Here is a 16,522-nt window from a genome sequence, read left to right on the forward strand (position 1 = left end):
GCTTGCGCCTAACCCGCCCCACGCTCCCTACTCCGCCGCCTGCTGCACCGGTGCGTCGAGCTCCGCCGAGACCTTCGGCGGCGACATCGGCAGGCTGTAGAAGCGCTTGCCCAGTGCGTTGTGGACGGCATTCGCGACTGCGGCCATGACCGGCACCAGCGGCACTTCGCCGACGCCCTTCACGCCTTGCGGATGCTTCGGGTTCGGTACCTCGACAAGTGCACAGTCGATCATCGGCAGGTCGGAGCAGACGGGCATGCGATAGTCGAGGAAGCCGGGATTATCGACTTTGCCGTCCTTGTTGTAGATGTACTCCTCGTTTAGCGCCCAGCCGATGCCTTGCGAGACGCCACCCTGGAGCTGGCCCTCGACATAGCTCGGATGCACGGCGCGGCCGACGTCCTGCACGGCCGTGTAGCGGATCACTCTGATGATGCCGAGATCGACATCGACCTCGACGTCGCAGATATGCGTGCCGAAGCCGCCTTCCGCGCCTTGGGTATTGAGCTGCACGCTGGCGCCGATCGGGCCGCCTTGCGACGGCGCCTTCTCGGCGAGATCTGCGAGCGTCAGCGGCTTGAACTCGCCGGCATTCGGGCTCACCGGATGCGCGGCGCCGTTCTCCCACTTCACGGCTTCAGGATCGATCTCCCAGATCTTCGCGGCGCGTTCGCGCAAGGTCGCGATCACCTTGTCGGCGGCCTGCGTCACCACCATCGAGGACGCAAACAGCACGCGGCTGCCGCCGGTCAGATTGGAGAAGCCGACCGTCTGCGTGTCGCCGATGATGACGGAGATGCGCTTGTAGTCGATGCCGAGCAGCTCGGCGCAGATGTTGGCGATGCCGGCGCGCGAGCCGCCGATGTCAGGGTGACCCGTGGTGACGACGACGTTGCCGTCCTCGGTGATATTGACCTGCGCCGAGGATTCACCGCCGGCGTTGAACCAGAAGCCGGACGCGACACCCCGCCCCTGCAACTTGCCGAGCGGCGCGGAATAATGCGGATGTTTCTTCGCCACCTCCAGCGTCTCGATATAACCGATGCGCGGGAACACAGGGCCGTGCGCCGCCTTGGTGCCCTGCTTCGCTGCGTTCTTCAACCGCAGCTCCAGCGGGTCCATCTTCAACGCCTCGGCAAGCTCGTCGAGCACGCATTCCACCGCGTAGGCGCCGATCGGCGCGCCGGGCGCGCGATAGGCCGCGACCTTGGAGCGGTTGGAGCAGACGTCATAGCCTTCCGACAGCACATGCGGGATGTCGTAGGGCGCGAAGCTGCAGCCGACCGCGCCGCGGATCGGCGAGCCCGGGAAAGCGCCGGCCTGCAGATAATAGGTGCCGTGGGCGGCAACGATGGTGCCGTCCTTCTTCGCACCGATCCTGACCGTGCTCTTCGAGCCCGAGGTCGGCCCGGTCGCACGCATCACCTCCTCGCGGGTCATCACCATCTTCACCGGGCGGCCGGACTTCTTCGCGAGCAAGGTCGCGAGCGGCTCGAGATAGACGATGGTCTTGCCGCCGAAGCCGCCACCGATCTCGGCGGGGATGGCGCGGATGTCGCTTTGCGGGATGCCGGTCAGCATCGACGTCATCGCGCGCACCATGAACTGGCCCTGGCTCGACGACCAGATCGTGGTCTTGCCGTCGGCCGCGACCGAGATCAGGCAGGCATGCGGCTCGATGTAGCCCTGGTGCACGGGGCGGGTCGTGAAGGAGCGCTCGATCACGATTTCGGCGTCCTTGAAACCCTGCGCGATGTCGCCCTTCTTGGATTCGAGCCGGCCCATGATGTTCGAGGGCTTGCCGTCGAACTTGTTCCATTCATGCAGGATCGGCGCATCGTCCTTGAGCGCATCGTCGATCTCGATCGCCCAGGGCAGCACCTCGTAGTCGACCTCGATCAGCTTGCAGGCCTCCGCCGCGATCGCTTCCGACGTCGCGGCCACCGCCGCAACGGGGTGACCGGGGAACAGCGCCTTGTCGCGCGCCATCACGTTGCGGCACATCCAGCGCATGTCCTGGATGCCGAGCATCACCGCGCCCTTCTCGATCGTGAAATCGACGATGTCGCGCGAGGTGACCACCGCCTTCACGCCGGGCAGCGCCTCGGCCTTGGCGGTGTTGATCGACTTGATCCGCGCATGCGGATGCGGGCTGCGCAACACCTTGCCCCAGATCATGCCGGGCATGGTGGTGTCGGCGGCGAACGCCGCGCGGCCCGTCACCTTGTCGACGCCATCAGGGCGAATGGTGCGCTGGCCGATCCATTTGTTGTCGACGACGTTCATTGGCGAATCTCCTGGATTCCCTGCTCCCGCATTTCGGCGGCGGTCTCCATCACCGCGCGGACGATCTTGTCGTAACCGGTGCACCGGCAGAGATTGCCGGCGAGCCAGAAGCGGACTTCCTCTTCGGTCGGATTCGAATTCCTCGCGAGCAGCGCCTCGGACGCGACCAGCATGCCCGAGGTGCAGATGCCGCATTGAAGCGCGGCATGCTCGAGGAACTTCTGCTGCAGCGGATGCAGCCTGTCGCCCGTGGCCATGCCTTCGATGGTCCTGATCTCGTGCCCCTCGGCTTCGGCCGCGAGCATCAGGCAGGAGCATACCAGGCGGCCGTCGAGCGTGATCGAGCAGGCGCCGCAATCGCCGGAGGAGCAGCCTTCCTTGGAGCCGGTGAGGCCGAGTTGCCCGCGCAGCGCGTCGAGCATGGTGTCATAGGGCTCGCAGAGGAATTCCATCGGCTCGCCGTTGACGGTGGTGGTGACGTGCAGTTTCGCCATGGTGTCAATTCCCTCCGGCGCGCGTGGCGGCGATCGCGGCGACGCGCTTGAGCAGCACGCCGGCAGTCTTGGTGCGATAGGCGATGGTGCCGCGCTTGTCGTCGATCGGACGGCAGGCGGCGCGGCACGCGGCAGCGGCCGCGTCCAGCGCCGCATCGTCAAGCCTGGAGCCGATCAGGGCCTTCGCGGCAGGTTCGACCAGCAGCGCGGTCGGCGCCACTGCGCCGAGCCCGACGCGGGCCGCGGTGCAGACGCCGTCCTTCAACGTCAGGCTGACACCGAGCCCGACCACCGCGATATCCATCTCGGTGCGCGGGATCATGCGCAGGTAGGCATCGCTCGAGCCCGCAGGGCGCGGCGGCAATGCGAAGCTGACGAGGATTTCGCCCAGCTTGAGGTTGGTGCGGCCGGGTCCGGCCGGCACGTCCTCGACCTTGATCTCGCGGCGGCCGTCCGGGCCCTGCAAAGTGACGACGGCGCCGGCCGCGATCATCGCCGGCACGCTGTCGCCGGCGGGCGAGCCGTTGCAGAGATTGCCGCCGGCGGATGCGCGGCCCTGCACCTGCTTGGAGCCGATCAGGTTCACGGCCTCGAGCACGCCGGGCCAGACCTTGCCGAAGCGCGGATGCTCCGCGAGCTCCATGCCGGAGACGGCAGCGCCGACGCGGAAGCCGCCGTCGGCGGTTTCAGTGATTTCAGTCATCTCGCCGATCTTCTTGATATCGACGATCAATCCCGGCCGCACCAGGCCGGAGCGCATTTGCACCAACAAATCGGTGCCACCTGCCATAATGCGGGCGGCACTTCCGGCGGCAGCAAATGCGCCAATCGCTTCATCAAGCGTGCGCGGTGCTACGTATCGGATATCGGTCATGGCTGTTGCTTCGGTCTCCCTCGCCTGCTCGTTCCCTTGTGACGGTGATCGGCCTTATGTCTGGCCAGCAGAAACAACAGCCTACACGGCCGGGCGACGCCGGAACAGCCTCCGAGGTGCGGTGGAAAGCGCAGGCTCCTATGCAGGATGCGGGGCTTGTGCGGCCCCGGCGGCGCAGCGCGACGCGGTCACAGGTCTTTCACATCGTGAGAATCGGGGGCCTCGGCCCCCAATGGTACGCCCCTTGCTTGCCTGCGGCGCCGGATTAGGGAAACATATCTATCGCTGCAGCATGTGTGCCGGGCCGAACGACACACGGATCGATGACCACCACCGATCCCGCCTGCGCCACATCAGGAGACAGCGAATGGCCAACGTTTCGCGCCGCACCCTCCTCAAGCTTGCCGCCGGCGTGCCACCGGCCGTCGCTCTCCCGGCCGTATGGACGTCGCGGGCCTCCGCTGCGGGCAAGGGCAAGACGATCACCGCGGTGATGCACTCCGACCTGCGCATCATCGATCCCGGCTTCACCACGGCCTACATCACCCGCGACCACGGCTACATGGTCTACGACACGCTGGTCGGCCTCGATGCCAGCTTCAAGGTCCGGCCGCAGATGGCGGACTGGACGATCTCCGACGACAAGCTGACCTACACTTTCACGCTGCGCGACGGATTGAAATGGCACGACGGCGCGCCCGTCACCGCAGAGGATTGCGTCGCCTCGCTGAAGCGTTGGGCCGTCGTCGACGGCATGGCGCAGAAGCTGATGGAGTTCACGGCAACCCTCGAAGCCAGCGGGCCGAAAACCATCCAGCTCAAGCTCAAGGAGCCGTACGGGCTGGTGCTGGAGACGCTCGCCAAGCCGTCCTCCTATGTCGCCTTCATGATGCCGAAGCGGCTCGCGGAGACGCCGCCGGGCAAGCAGATTGCCGAACAGATCGGCTCCGGCCCGTTCAAGTTCGTCGCCGCCGAATTCCAGCCGGGCGTCAAGACGGTCTATGAGCGGAATGCCGACTACATTCCGCGCAAGGAAAAGCCGGAATGGACCTCCGGGGCCAAGGTGGCGAAGGTCGATCGTGTCGAGTGGATCACGATGCCCGACGCGCAGACCGCGATCAACGCGCTGCAATCCAGCGAGATCGATTTCCTGGAGCAACCGTCCATCGACCTGCTGCCGGTGCTGGAAGCCAATTCCGACCTGACCGTCGCCGTGCTGAACAAGTTCGGCTTCCAGATCGAGGGCCGCATGAATTTCCTGTACCCGCCGTTCGACAACGTCAAGATCCGGCGCGCCGCGCTGCTGGCGATGAACCAGAAGGATGTGCTCGACGCCACCGTCGGCAATCCAAAGCTCTACGAGATCTGCGGCGCGTATTTCGCCTGCGGCACCCCGCTCGCCAGCGACGTCGGCTCGGAGACGCTGACCAAGGGCAACGGCATGACTGAGGCCAAGAAGGCGCTGGCGGCATCCGGCTATGACGGCACGCCGGTCGTGATCATGATCCCCGGCGACGTCCAGACGCTGAAAGGGCCGCCGACCGTTGCGGCGCAGCTCTTGCGCGAGGCCGGCTTCAACGTCGATGCGCAGGTGACCGACTGGCAGACCGTGGTCAGCCGCCGCGCCAGCCAGAAACCGCCGAAGGAAGGCGGCTGGAACCTGTTCTTCACCTTCACGGGCGCGACCGAAACGATGAACCCGATCGTCAACAACCAGATCGCCGCGAACGGCAGGCGCGCCTGGTTCGGCTGGCCTGACGATCCCAAGCTCGAGCGGATGCGCGACGCCTTTGCGCGCGCGAGCTCCGACGAGGAACGGAAGAAGCTCGCGACCGACATCCAGAAGGAAGCCTATGAGCAGGTCGTCTATATCCCGCTCGGCCAGTTCCGGGCGCCGAGCGCCTGGCGCAAATCGCTAACCGGCGTGCTGGAAGGACCGGCGCCGCCGGTGTTCTGGAACGTCGACAAGACGGAGTGAGCAGCAGCGGCGCGATGTCCGCGCCAGCGCCCGCTGCCAAAATATCGAAAACAACCCCATGCAAAGTAGCCGGCGTTCGGGCCAGGCTGCTTGACACGTCGGGCAAATCAGCGAGACACTTCCAATATTCCGAAATCGTGCAAGCTCACTCTCGCTATAGGCGATTGCATCAGCGCCGTCTGCGCCGTCGCCTCGTTCAGCGCGCGCTCCCGCACGCGAAAGATTTGCGAGATGACTGGACTCACAAAGTCTGCTTTTGAGCGAAGCGGTCGTTGCTGGAATCGGTCGTCATCGGCGGTTTGGAGCAAAGCGGACGCGGATTTCGCAAGCACGCGCGCTATGTCGGATGCCACCAGCGACCGCCGATCACGACGCCTTCGGACACGATCTTGCGATCACCCGTCAGGTGCTCGCCGACCACATCGACATAGTCGAACTCCCCTTCCCTGATCGAGATCAGCGTGGCGTCGCCGACGCTGCCGGGCTTGAGGCTGCCGAGCTCCGGACGGCGCAACGCCATCGCCGCGTTGACGGTCGATGCCGCGATCACATCCGGCAGCGGCATGCCCATGCAGAGGAATTTCGACATCGTCGTCACCTGATCGAAGGCCGGGCCGTCGATGCAGAGCTGGTGAATGTCCGACGATATGGTGTCCGGATAGAAGCCGTTGGCGAGCATCGCGCGCGCGGTCTTGAAGGCGAATGAGCCCTTGCCGTGGCCGATGTCGAACAGCACGCCGCGCTCGCGCGCCTCCAGCACGCTCCTTTTCACCGTGCCCTGCGCGGTCGCAGGCGTGTTGGGGAACGGACGGAACACATGCGTCAGCACATCGCCCGGGCGCAGCCGCGCCAGCACCTCTTCATAGCTCGGCGGCGGGTGATCGATATGCGCCATCAAGGGCATGCCGACCTGTTCGGCGACCTCGAGCGCGATGTCGAGCGGCGCAATCCCCGACGTGCCCGAGGCGAACAGACCGACGCGCACCTTGATGCCGACGATCAGGTCGCGGTTCTCGTCGGCGACGCGCACGGCATCGACCGGATTCATCAGCCGCAATTCCTCGCTCTCGCCGACCATCACCCGGTCGGAGAAGCCGAAAATGCCGGCATGCGAGACATGCAGATAGGCGAGGATGCGGACCTGGCTCGGTTCGATCACATGCTTGCGGAAGCCCGCGAAATTGCCGGGCCCGGCGCTGCCGGTATCGACCGACGTTGTGACGCCGGAGTTGCGGCAGAACTCCTCCGCGTCGATGCCGAGCGAGGTGCCGCCCCAATAGACGTGGGTGTGCAGGTCGATGATCCCCGGCGTGACGATGTATCGGGAGACGTCGCGAACCTCGGTCGCGGGATCGGCTTTCAGCCCGGGCCCGACCGCGGCCACCTTGCCGCCGGCGAAGGCCACATCGGTCACGGCATCGAGCTTCTGCGACGGGTCGATCACCCGTCCGCCGCGCAGGATCAAATCGAAGGGCATTCCAAACTCCAGATTTCGGTTCGGCACGATGATCGACTTCTCACCGCCTGCAAGTGCAGGCTATCGCTGCTACGTTATTTGCGTGCCACTTCTTCCAGAGAGTATGGATTTATGCTCAAGCGCCAGCCCCGTCATTGCGAGGAGCGATAGCGACGAAGCAATCCATCCCTCCGCTTGCGGTGAGATGGATTGCTTCGCTTCGCTCGCAATGACGGGCTGCAAAGCGCCATATCGCCGGCTCAACCGAAGAGCGCCTGGTGGGATGCGGCCGCGCCCACCACCGCGGCTTCATCGGCCCGCTTGGCCGGCGCGACGATGGCCGCAATGGCGGGATGATGCGCCGCCTCGTGGGCCACGATGGTCTCGTGGGCCCAACGGTAGGACGATTCAAAGATTTCCTGATGGCGGTCGAAATCGGTCACGTCGACACCGAACGGCGTCGGTGGACGCATCACCATATCGAGCGGCGTGGTCGGCAATGTATCGTAGCGCTGATGCGCGACGAGGCTACGCCACAACACGTTGACGGCACTTGGCGCGGCAGGCAGCAGTTTCTTGCGGAACGGCATCAGCATGGAAGCGAGCAGTTCGAACCGTCCCGGCAGTGCGGCGTAGTCGACGTCGAACATCTCGGTGGCAGGTTCGCCGAAATGGACAACCAGATTGGGACCGCTCTTGAGCTGATGCATCTGCGCCAGCGGAACGTTGTCGACGAGGCATCCGTCGACCAGCATCGTGCCGTCCTTTGTATAGAAGGGTGGCAGCAGGCCCGGAATGGCGCTCGATGCGCGCACCGCTTGCCAGAGCAGGCCCGTTCGAATCAATTCGAGACTGTGCGTCGAGAGATTGGTTGCGACCGCTGCGAACGGCCGCCAGCAGTCTTCGATCCGGCAGTCGTGGCCATATTGATCGGCGAGCGCCGCATCGAAGGCCTTGTGATCCAGCAAGGCGTAGCGCGGCCAGGTCGGACGACGGAAGCTGCGGCTGGAGACGAAGATCTCATGCGTGCCGCGCTCGAGACGCTCGGCGTCGTAGTTCTTGGCAAAGCCGGCAGCCATCGCGGAACCGACGCTGGTGCCGACAAGGATGTCGAACATCGCACCGCGCTCACGGAAGGCCTTGTAGATCCCGACATGCGCCGTGCCGAGGCTGCCGCCGCCGCCGGCGACAAATCCGACGGCGCGGCCACAGAGGAAGCGGACCAGACTATCGATGTCGATCTGGTCCTCGAGCGCAACATGATGGTGCATGAAGCAGGGCAGCCGGGCCAGCCACGTCGCGGTGCCCTTGACCTCATGGCGCCTGCGATCGTGAACACGAACCAGGCGTCGCGCCGACGCGGGATGCACGCCGCAGGCGAAGCTCTCGATCTCGGTCAGATCAGGCGGAGGAGCATCTCCGCGGCAGACGAACACGACGAGGTCGGCCTGGCGAATGGCCTTCCGCGCCCAGTCCGATGCGTCCTGTCCGCCGAAATACACCACCAGCGGTGCGTCATACTCGATCCCATTGAGCCAGTCGGCGACCTCGGACGTATCAAGCGCGCGCCCGGGAAACATCGCCTCAAGCCGTGCGCGGTCGATGATCTCGGCATCGGCAGCGGCCAGGCTCCGGCGCAACCGGTATTCAAAGTCTGCCGGCGCCGGCTCACGCCCGCCCGCGATCAACGCGACGGTCCGCGCCTTGGGCGATGAGCGGGCGGGCATAAGGCGCGCGGTCTGAACCGCAAACCGCCGTGCAAGCGCAGCAAGCAGCGCCTCAACGATGCCCGGCGCTTCCTGCGCCAGCGTCGCATAGGCCGCACGCGTCAACACCAGCACGCTGGTATCGCGGATCGCGATCACATTGGCCGTGCGCGGGACATTTGCAAAGAACCCGATCTCACCGACCAGTTCGCCGGCGCGAAGCTCGGAAATCGGTTCAGGATGATCGGTCCTGTACACGGCGAGCGCGCCGTGCAGCACCAGAAACAGTGCGTCCGAAGCGCCGCCCTGTTCGACCAGGAGCTGGCCACGCACGATGTCCTGCCGCGTCATTGCAGCGAACGCCCTCATCCGCTGTTCCGCGCTGAGCGCCTTGAACAGCGGAAACTCCTCCGACGCGATTCCCCGCGCGATCGTCGCGCTCGTCCCTTGCGTGGGCGGCACCCGGTTCGACTGCATACTTCGATGTTAGCGCCGAGGCGTCGCCCCGGCGAGCAATATAAGATCCGACGCGGCATCACGATTTTGGAAGCACTGCAACAGGGCTCACAGTGTCGCTCGTCGCCGGGATCACCCAACCAGTTCCGGCCACGGCACGATGGTCGACTTCACCGTCCTCATCGCCATCGCATCCGCCACCGCCTGACCGACGCCCTCCTCGGTGAACGGGTAGATCGTCTGCATATCGAGCCAAAGATATTTGTTCCGGGTACGATAGAGCATGTCGACGCCGAGCGGCAGGTCGTTGGCGGTGAAGCCCCAGGAGCCGAGCAGGTTGAGGTCCTTGGTGCAGATGCGATGCCACGAGGTGTCGATCGAGCCGGCATCGGTGAACTGCCCCATCTCGACATAGGTGCCGCCGTCGCGCAGCATCTCGATGCCCTCGGGGCCCGCGGTCGGATGACCCGAGCAATCCATCACCAGATCGGCGCCGAAGCCGCCGACGATGTCGCGCACCGCCCTGATGCGCTCCTCCGGGGTCTTGAGCTGCTCGATGTCGACCGTCGCTTCCGCACCGAATTTTCGCGCGAGTGCAAGGCGCGGGGTTTCCGGCGCGCCGACGCAGATCACGCGCCCCGCTCCCATCTCCTGCGCCGCGGCAACCGCGAGGATGCCGATCGGGCCGGAGCCCTGGATCACCACGGTATCGCCCCACGTGAAGCCGCCGGCGCGGGTGGCGCGGTTGAAGGCGCGGATGCAGGAGGTCAAGGGCTCGGAGAGCGCCCCTAGCCGCAGCGACATGTCGTCCGGCAATTTGTAGATCTTGGTGCCCGGCAGCATGTCGAGATCGACATAGACATATTCGGCCCAGCCGCCCCACATATGCGGAGCTTTGTCGAAGCCGAGATAGCGGCCGTAGTAGACCGGCGTCAGGCACTTGTTGGCGCTCTGGGGATAGTGGATGCAGTAGTAGCAGCGGCCGCAGGGCATCAGCGGCGGGATCATCACCTTGGAGCCGACCTGAAGCGGCTTGCTCATGAAGTCCTCGGTGAATTCAGGACCGCACTCGACAATCACGCCACCCAGTTCATGGCCGAGCGTGAACGGCCATGGCAATGGCTTCGGCCAATGTCCTTTCAGGATGTGCAGGTCGGTGCCGCAGACGCCGCAGGCGCCGACCTTGATCAGCGCGGCCTTCTTGCCGACCTGGGGCCACGGCACGGTGCGAATGACGGGCTTCGCGCCCGGTCCCTCATGGGTACATACGCGGATCTCTCGCATCGGCTTGCTCTCCCTTGGTCTCGTTGTTGATCGCGCCGATCATTTCTCCGTGGTGAGCGGCTTCATCGGGCTTCCGTCGGGTGCAAAACTCTCGACCTTGTCGGAAATCACGAACGACATCAGGTCGCGCCCGATCACCAGCGGCCCCCGATAGGAGGTGCGCGTCCGCGCCAGCAATGCATCCTCCGGCACGTCCTGCGTCGGCGAATGCGTTGCGAACACGATATGGGAATAGACTGCGAGCTTCGGCCTCGCGCGGGTGAAGATCTTGCCGGCCTCCTCGGGCGAGGTGTGGTGGTTCTCGATCGCGCGATAGTTCGGATAGGTCTTGAACAGCTCGGGATCGATGACAGCGACTTCGTGGATCAGGAGATCGGCACCCCCGGCTGCCTTGGCCACGCGCTCGTCGGGCTTGGTATCGCCCGAGAGCACCACTTTCTTGCCGTCATACTCGATGACGTAGCCGAACGACGGCTTGATCTTCTCGCCGTGGTTGACCTCGATCGCGCTCACCTTGACGCCGTTCTTCTCGTAGACCGGGCCCGGCTCAACGTCCTTCGCCGCGAAAGCGACGCCGGCCGGCGGGTAGTCCTCGTCGGCGATACGGATACGGATGTCCTCGGAGAACGCCTTGGTGAGGTTCTCGGTCATCGCGACCGTGCCCTTGGGTCCGAAGATCACCATTGGCGTCTTGCGCGAACCGAAGGGCGTGCCGATCCAGCCCGTGAGCCACATGTCCGGCAGGCCGACGACGTGGTCGGAATGCAAGTGGGTGATGAAATGCGCCGTGATCGCGCCGATCGGGATCTTCTTCTGGAACAGCCGGATCGTCGAGCCGCGCCCGAAATCGAAGATCAGCTTTTCGGGCCCCGCTTCGACCAGCGTCGAGGCGCTGAAGGCGGACAGCCGCGGCGTCGGCGTTCCCGTGCCCAGCAGCGTGACCCGCATTTCGGCGGCGCGCGCGCCGGAGACACCAAGAAAGAGCAGCATTGCGACCGCACGCGCAATCGGTCTCGAACCCACCATCCTGTCCTCCCCGCCATCAGCCCCTTGTTGATCCCGGCTGCTCAGCGAGGACGAACTTAGGTAAAGGCCGCCCGGATGTCATGACCTCCCGCCACATCGCCGTATTTTTGTTCCAGGTGGCGGGAACTTCCTGCCAGCGATCCCGCTTCACTCAACCGCAGGCGTGCGCGCATCGTTCACGCACCCGCTGCTAACGCCCCATTAACCCTGATAGCCTTAGGGTCGTACGGGCACGGAAAGGCCGGCGGTCGGGTCGCGGTGATTGATGTCGTTTGCACAGAAGAAAACTTCCGTCGTCCCCATGGCCGAGGAGCGACGGCGCTTTCAGCGCGTCAAGGTCCACCTGCTCGGCCGCTACATGCTGCCTGACCGGCGCGAGTTTCCCTGCCAGATCATCAATATGTCTCCGGGCGGCCTCGCACTGCTGGCGCCTGGCATCGGCAATGTCGGCGACCGCGTGATCGCCTATCTCGACCATATCGGCCGGGTTGAGGGCCGCATCACCCGCATCATCGACAACGGCTTCGCGATGACGATCGGGGCCACCGCCCGCAAGCGCGACAAGCTCGCCGCCCAGCTCACCTGGCTCGCCAACCGCGACATCCTCAATCTGCCGGAAGATCGCCGCCACGACCGTATCGTGCCGCGCAACCCGATCGCCCTGCTCACGCAGGAGGACGGCACCCGGATGACCTGCCGGATCATCGACCTGTCGCTTTCAGGCGCCGCCATCGCCGCCGAGAACCGCCCGCCGCTGAAGTCGCTGGTGATGCTCGGCAAGGTGCAGGCCCGCGTGGTGCGAAATCTCGAGGAGGGCTTCGCCCTTGAGTTCGTCCACGAGCAGGACGCGGAAACCCTCGAAGAGAGCGTTACCGCCAGGTAAAGCGGCCGACCGCTCGAACCCAGCGAATTTCGACCCGCAAAAGGCGGCCTCCGGTGCTCCGGAAGCCGCCTTTGATGCATTTGGCCACGCGATCTGCGGTTAACGCCGCGAACAACTGTCGCGGCAAACCGCGTTGTGGCAGCGCTTTCCACGTTAATGCATAAAATTTGAATCAATTGCAGTTGTTTCAAATTTTACGCGAATTCGATTCAAGTACAGATCGAATTCGCCGCGAGTTTTGCGAGTATTCGCGTCAAATCTACTTTGCACACTTAGCGGCGGCGCAAATCCTTTGTGCGAAACATGGTCCCAACAAAAAGAACGGGGGCCACAATGTTTGGTTTCAGGGGACAGGGGAAGGGATTGGCCGTTGCCGCCATCCTGTTTGCGACTTGCGTCTCGGCCAAGGCCGGTGACGTGCTCTACGCCAGCCTGGGCGACGTCGCGCGATCGCCGATCGGCTGGGTCGAATTCTGCGCCGACAATCCGCGCGAATGCCGCGGCGGCTCGACGCAACCACGCGACATCGTGTTGTCGCAGACCGCGTGGCGGGACCTCGTGCGGGTCAACAAGTGGGTCAACGAGACGATCAAGCCGATGACCGACATGGATCATTGGGGTGTCGTCGAGAAATGGTCGTTGCCGACCGACGGCTACGGCGACTGCGAGGACTACGTGCTCCTGAAGCGCAAGATGCTGATGGATGCCGGCTGGCCGCGCGAGGCGCTGCTGATCACGGTTGTCCGCGACAAGAAGGGCGAAGGCCACGCGGTGCTGACGGTGAAGACCGACAAGGGCGAGTACGTGCTCGATAACCAGAACGAGAGCATCGTCGCCTGGACCGAGACCGGCTACCGCTTCGTCAAGCGGCAGTCGCAGAGCGATCCCAATGTCTGGGTCTCGCTCGGCGACAACCGCCAGGCCGTTGCGACCGCAAGCTCGAAGTAAAGCCGAAGGATCATTCGAACACGCGACCCGGTCACATCCCCACCCCTCCCCGTCCCAGACCGGTTCGCGCGCGGCCACCCTTCCCCCAGAGGGTGGCCGCACCATTTTCGAGCGCACGGGTTCTGCCAGACGCCGGCATCTCGTCCAACGCTCGAAGGTCGATCTTCTCGCGCGAGACGCGCGACCTTGTCAGCGCCGCCGGAGGTGTGACATATCTGTTGTGTAGCAGCAGCATTCTCCATGGCAGATTCGAGCAAACGATCCGGCACCGCGCGCGCTGCTCTCGCAGCAAGCAACCGACCAAGGCGCAAGTCGGCCGCGACCAGCGAAAAGTCGCGAACGTCGAAGCAGGCCCCCTTTCTCCAGAACGACGTGACGCTCACCGACCGTGCCTATGCCGAGTTGGAAGAGTTGATCGTGACGCTGCAATTGTCGCCCGGCACCGCGCTGTCCGAACTCGTGCTCGCCCAGCGTCTGGGCATCGGCCGCACGCCGATCCGCGAAGCCCTGCAGCGGCTGTCGCGCGATGGCCTGGTCAACATTCTCGCCCGTCGCGGCGTCCTCGTCTCGGAGATCGATTTGCGGGCCCAGCTACGCTTGCTCGAAGTGCGGCGTGAACTGGAGCGGCTAATGGCGCGCGGGGCCGCCGAGCGCGCGACCAGCGAGCAGCGTGCACAGTTTACCGAGATCGCCTCCGGCATGCGGCAGGCGTCGGACAAATCCGACGACCTTCTCTTCATGCGACTCGATCAGAAGTTCAACACGCTGGTATCGGCAGCATCCCGCAACGAGTTCGCCAGCCGGGCCATGGGCCTGATGCATGGACTGTCTCGCCGCTTCTGGTATCAGCATTACAAGGAAGCCGCCGATCTCCCCCTTGCCGCCCGGCTGCATGCCGAGGTCGCCGAAGCCATCGCCGAGCACCGTGTCGATCCCGCTGGCGAAGCGTCCGACAGGCTGATCGACTACATCGAAAGCTTTGCGCGATCGACGCTGTAGAGCGGCGACCTAAAGCGCGATGAGATCGGGTTGAATCGTCATCGCGCTTTAGCTTTTTGATTGAGCATGATCTCCGCGCAAATGCTTTGCGTTTGTCGCGAGGGAAAACCGCTTCACACTTTTCCGGATCATGCTCTAGCGAACCGCTACGCGGCGCGTCCGTTCCTGAGCGCCGCGACCGCATCGTCGAGATCGGCCGAACTCAGCTCCCATTCGTTGTCGAAATTGGCGACCACACGCCGCATGAAGGTCTCGTGCAGCGCTTTGGCCGCGCTCGCGTCCTTCAGATGATCGTAAAGCAGCGCGAAGGCCAGTTGCGCCGGCTCGGGCCCCTCATAGCTCCATTCGAACCCGTGGTCGGTCAGCCGAAGCTGGTCGTAGTGCGGCGACAGCGGCTGGCCGTCGACCAGGACCGCGATGCCGTCGATGGTGCGGTCGCCCGTATAATTGGCCATCGGCCCCTCCTTCCGCTGCATCATGTCAGGATCCGGGCGGCCGTGCCTTGACGTCCTTCCTCACGACCTCGGGGAAGATCCACATCGCGACGGTGGCGAACACACCGAGAAATGCGACCGCGTAGCTCGGCCCCTGCCGCCCGAGATAGACCATGAACCAATACCCGCACGCCGCGGTCACGAGGCATGCCACCGACAACATGAGCTTGATGCGGCTTGGCATTCGGGATCTCCCTTCAGGCGAGCCAGGTATGAAGCGACGACGGAGCGACCTGCGCGAGCACCACAAGCGCCACGATCATCACGCAGCCGGACATCGCAAGCCCTGCTCGCCCGTCGCGCCAACGCAGCGGCAGCGCCTGGAACAACTCCGGCAGGAACAGGAACAGCACGCCGCCCACCACGACGATCGTGCTCCAGCGCAATTCGACCGCGGCAAATTTGATCGTCCCGGCAGCCAGCGCAATCCACAGCAGCGTCGCCGCGATGACCGCCGCGGCGGAGCGTCGCTGCAGCGGATACATTCCGACCAACTGCAGGAAGCTGATACAGCAGGCGCTCCACAACAGGCAGAACCAGGCGAGCGCGCCGAGATTTGGTTCAAGCTGCATCATGGGCTTCCTCCGACGTGCTACTCGGCGGGAGCGGCGACGCCGCCGACGCGCGGGGTCCGCGCCGTGCGGCGCATGTCGGTCTTCACGTAGCGCGTGCTGTAACCATTGAAGATGTGGCCGAGCAGACCGCGATTGAGGTCGGAGGTGCCGAACAGGTAATCCATCACGGGGAATGTCAGGTTCATGTTCCGCTCCATCATGATCGACTGGTTGTGATGCGCGGTATGATGTCGGCGGATGGTGTTGACGAACGGCGTGTTGCGCACAAACGCGCTTTCCTCGACGTGGCAGCAGAAATGCATGAACTCGTAGATCAGGTACATCGAGGTCGTGGTGGTGATCAGCAGCCAGCCTGTATTCGCCGAGATCACGAGACCCGCGATGATGGCCGGCGGGATCGACATCAGCGTGAACACCACGAGCGCATAGGGCGGGAAGAACGTCACGCGCCAGTCGTAGTGATCAGCAAAGCGCATCTCCTGCTCGGTGAAGAACTGGTGGTGCATCAGCGTGTGGCGATTGTAGATCGCGCGCAGCACCGGCACGTTCGACGGCCGATGCATGACGAAGCGATGCACCGCCCATTCAAAGAAATTTGCGATCAGGAAGACCACGGGAATGGTGACGTATTCCCACCAGCGCACGTCGTGCAGATTGGCGAGATAGACGTAAAGCGCCGTGAAGCCGATCGTGTAGATCAGCACCACATGCAGCCAGCCATTGTACCAGCCGGCCACGCGCTCGCGGTAGGTCGCGCGATATTTGCGCTGGCGTTCCGTCATCCCGGTCGCGGCCAACTCCATCGCAGGCCCTCCCTGTCTTTGTCTATCTGACATATCAGTAGCACATCAGACACCAAAGGCAAGTACCCGAAACGCGCTGACGGTCGCCGCGCTTGGCACCGGCCGGCTCTTGCCGAGAGCGCCGACTTATCGCCCGACACACCCAGGACGAGCAGTTAATCCTCGGTACACCAAATTATCGATGTTGCGGCAAGGTCGTATTGTGAATCACCGTATCGGCAAGCATGCTGGGTCGGCGACACTTCGAGAGCCTGGAAAAT

At 64.3% G+C, this 16,522-nt stretch carries 15 protein-coding genes; 4 read left to right on the top strand and 11 right to left on the bottom strand.

The features are described from left to right. Nucleotides 1–27: 27 nt before the first annotated feature. The 3 genes from AS156_RS27015 to AS156_RS27025 are packed head-to-tail and all read right to left on the bottom strand — an operon-like array spanning nucleotide 28 to nucleotide 3,645. Nucleotides 28–2,286, bottom strand: a complete 2,259-nt coding sequence (locus AS156_RS27015; protein ID WP_066510908.1) for a xanthine dehydrogenase family protein molybdopterin-binding subunit — start codon at nucleotides 2,284–2,286, stop codon at nucleotides 28–30. Then, a complete protein-coding gene (locus AS156_RS27020) occupies nucleotides 2,283–2,780 on the bottom strand; it encodes a (2Fe-2S)-binding protein (protein ID WP_066510910.1) in 498 nt (165 codons plus the stop codon). The genes AS156_RS27015 and AS156_RS27020 overlap by 4 nt, the downstream gene beginning before the upstream one ends. A gap of 4 nt (nucleotides 2,781–2,784) precedes the next feature. After that, on the bottom strand, nucleotides 2,785–3,645 hold the full coding sequence (locus AS156_RS27025; protein ID WP_066511074.1) for an FAD binding domain-containing protein: 861 nt from the start codon (nucleotides 3,643–3,645) through the stop codon (nucleotides 2,785–2,787). A gap of 376 nt (nucleotides 3,646–4,021) precedes the next feature. Here AS156_RS27025 and AS156_RS27030 point away from each other — a divergent pair, with 376 nt between their 5' ends. Then, the gene (locus AS156_RS27030; protein ID WP_066510912.1) at nucleotides 4,022–5,632 is read left to right on the top strand and encodes an ABC transporter substrate-binding protein; all 1,611 of its coding nucleotides are present in this window, start codon (nucleotides 4,022–4,024) and stop codon (nucleotides 5,630–5,632) included. 337 nt (nucleotides 5,633–5,969) lie between these two features. Here AS156_RS27030 and AS156_RS27040 read toward each other — a convergent pair whose 3' ends face one another. The 4 genes from AS156_RS27040 to AS156_RS27055 all read right to left on the bottom strand — a co-directional run bounded on the left by AS156_RS27040 (nucleotide 5,970) and on the right by AS156_RS27055 (nucleotide 11,560). Beyond that, complete coding sequence (locus AS156_RS27040; RefSeq protein ID WP_066510916.1) at nucleotides 5,970–7,109, bottom strand: amidohydrolase/deacetylase family metallohydrolase; 1,140 nt, start codon at nucleotides 7,107–7,109, stop codon at nucleotides 5,970–5,972. A gap of 239 nt (nucleotides 7,110–7,348) precedes the next feature. After that, nucleotides 7,349–9,271 (bottom strand): patatin-like phospholipase family protein, encoded by a 1,923-nt coding sequence (locus tag AS156_RS27045; protein ID WP_066510919.1) that lies wholly within the window; start codon nucleotides 9,269–9,271, stop codon nucleotides 7,349–7,351. Between the two features lie 111 nt (nucleotides 9,272–9,382). Then, a complete protein-coding gene (locus tag AS156_RS27050; RefSeq protein WP_066510920.1) occupies nucleotides 9,383–10,534 on the bottom strand; it encodes a zinc-binding dehydrogenase in 1,152 nt (383 codons plus the stop codon). Nucleotides 10,535–10,573: 39 nt separating this feature from the next. After that, complete coding sequence (locus AS156_RS27055; RefSeq protein ID WP_082747756.1) at nucleotides 10,574–11,560, bottom strand: MBL fold metallo-hydrolase; 987 nt, start codon at nucleotides 11,558–11,560, stop codon at nucleotides 10,574–10,576. A 265-nt stretch (nucleotides 11,561–11,825) separates the two neighbouring features. On the opposite strand from AS156_RS27055, the gene AS156_RS27060 reads away from it, so the two are divergent. The 3 genes from AS156_RS27060 (at nucleotide 11,826) to AS156_RS27070 (ending at nucleotide 14,390) form a co-directional block, all read left to right on the top strand. Then, nucleotides 11,826–12,443 carry a PilZ domain-containing protein gene (locus AS156_RS27060; RefSeq protein WP_066510925.1) on the top strand — a complete coding sequence of 206 codons (618 nt, stop codon included), beginning with the start codon at nucleotides 11,826–11,828 and terminating at the stop codon, nucleotides 12,441–12,443. Nucleotides 12,444–12,776: 333 nt separating this feature from the next. Further along, nucleotides 12,777–13,391 carry a transglutaminase-like cysteine peptidase gene (locus AS156_RS27065; protein WP_066510930.1) on the top strand — a complete coding sequence of 205 codons (615 nt, stop codon included), beginning with the start codon at nucleotides 12,777–12,779 and terminating at the stop codon, nucleotides 13,389–13,391. A gap of 240 nt (nucleotides 13,392–13,631) precedes the next feature. Then, complete coding sequence (locus tag AS156_RS27070) at nucleotides 13,632–14,390, top strand: GntR family transcriptional regulator (RefSeq protein WP_066510932.1); 759 nt, start codon at nucleotides 13,632–13,634, stop codon at nucleotides 14,388–14,390. 146 nt (nucleotides 14,391–14,536) lie between these two features. On the opposite strand, the gene AS156_RS27075 is transcribed toward AS156_RS27070, so the two are convergent. Genes AS156_RS27075 through AS156_RS27090 form a run of 4 tightly spaced genes read right to left on the bottom strand, consistent with a single transcriptional unit; the run spans nucleotide 14,537 to nucleotide 16,262 of the window. Further along, nucleotides 14,537–14,845, bottom strand: a complete 309-nt coding sequence (locus tag AS156_RS27075; protein ID WP_066511077.1) for a DUF6166 domain-containing protein — start codon at nucleotides 14,843–14,845, stop codon at nucleotides 14,537–14,539. Between the two features lie 25 nt (nucleotides 14,846–14,870). Beyond that, nucleotides 14,871–15,068 (bottom strand): hypothetical protein, encoded by a 198-nt coding sequence (locus AS156_RS27080; protein ID WP_066510935.1) that lies wholly within the window; start codon nucleotides 15,066–15,068, stop codon nucleotides 14,871–14,873. A gap of 13 nt (nucleotides 15,069–15,081) precedes the next feature. Then, entirely contained in the window at nucleotides 15,082–15,459 is a 378-nt protein-coding gene (locus AS156_RS27085) for a hypothetical protein (protein ID WP_066510936.1), read from the bottom strand. A 17-nt stretch (nucleotides 15,460–15,476) separates the two neighbouring features. Then, nucleotides 15,477–16,262 carry a sterol desaturase family protein gene (locus AS156_RS27090; RefSeq protein ID WP_066510938.1) on the bottom strand — a complete coding sequence of 262 codons (786 nt, stop codon included), beginning with the start codon at nucleotides 16,260–16,262 and terminating at the stop codon, nucleotides 15,477–15,479. Between the last annotated feature and the right edge of the window lie 260 nt (nucleotides 16,263–16,522).

Origin of the sequence: Bradyrhizobium macuxiense (assembly GCF_001542415.1) — a bacterium.
Taxonomy (GTDB): Bacteria; Pseudomonadota; Alphaproteobacteria; order Rhizobiales; family Xanthobacteraceae; genus Bradyrhizobium; species Bradyrhizobium macuxiense.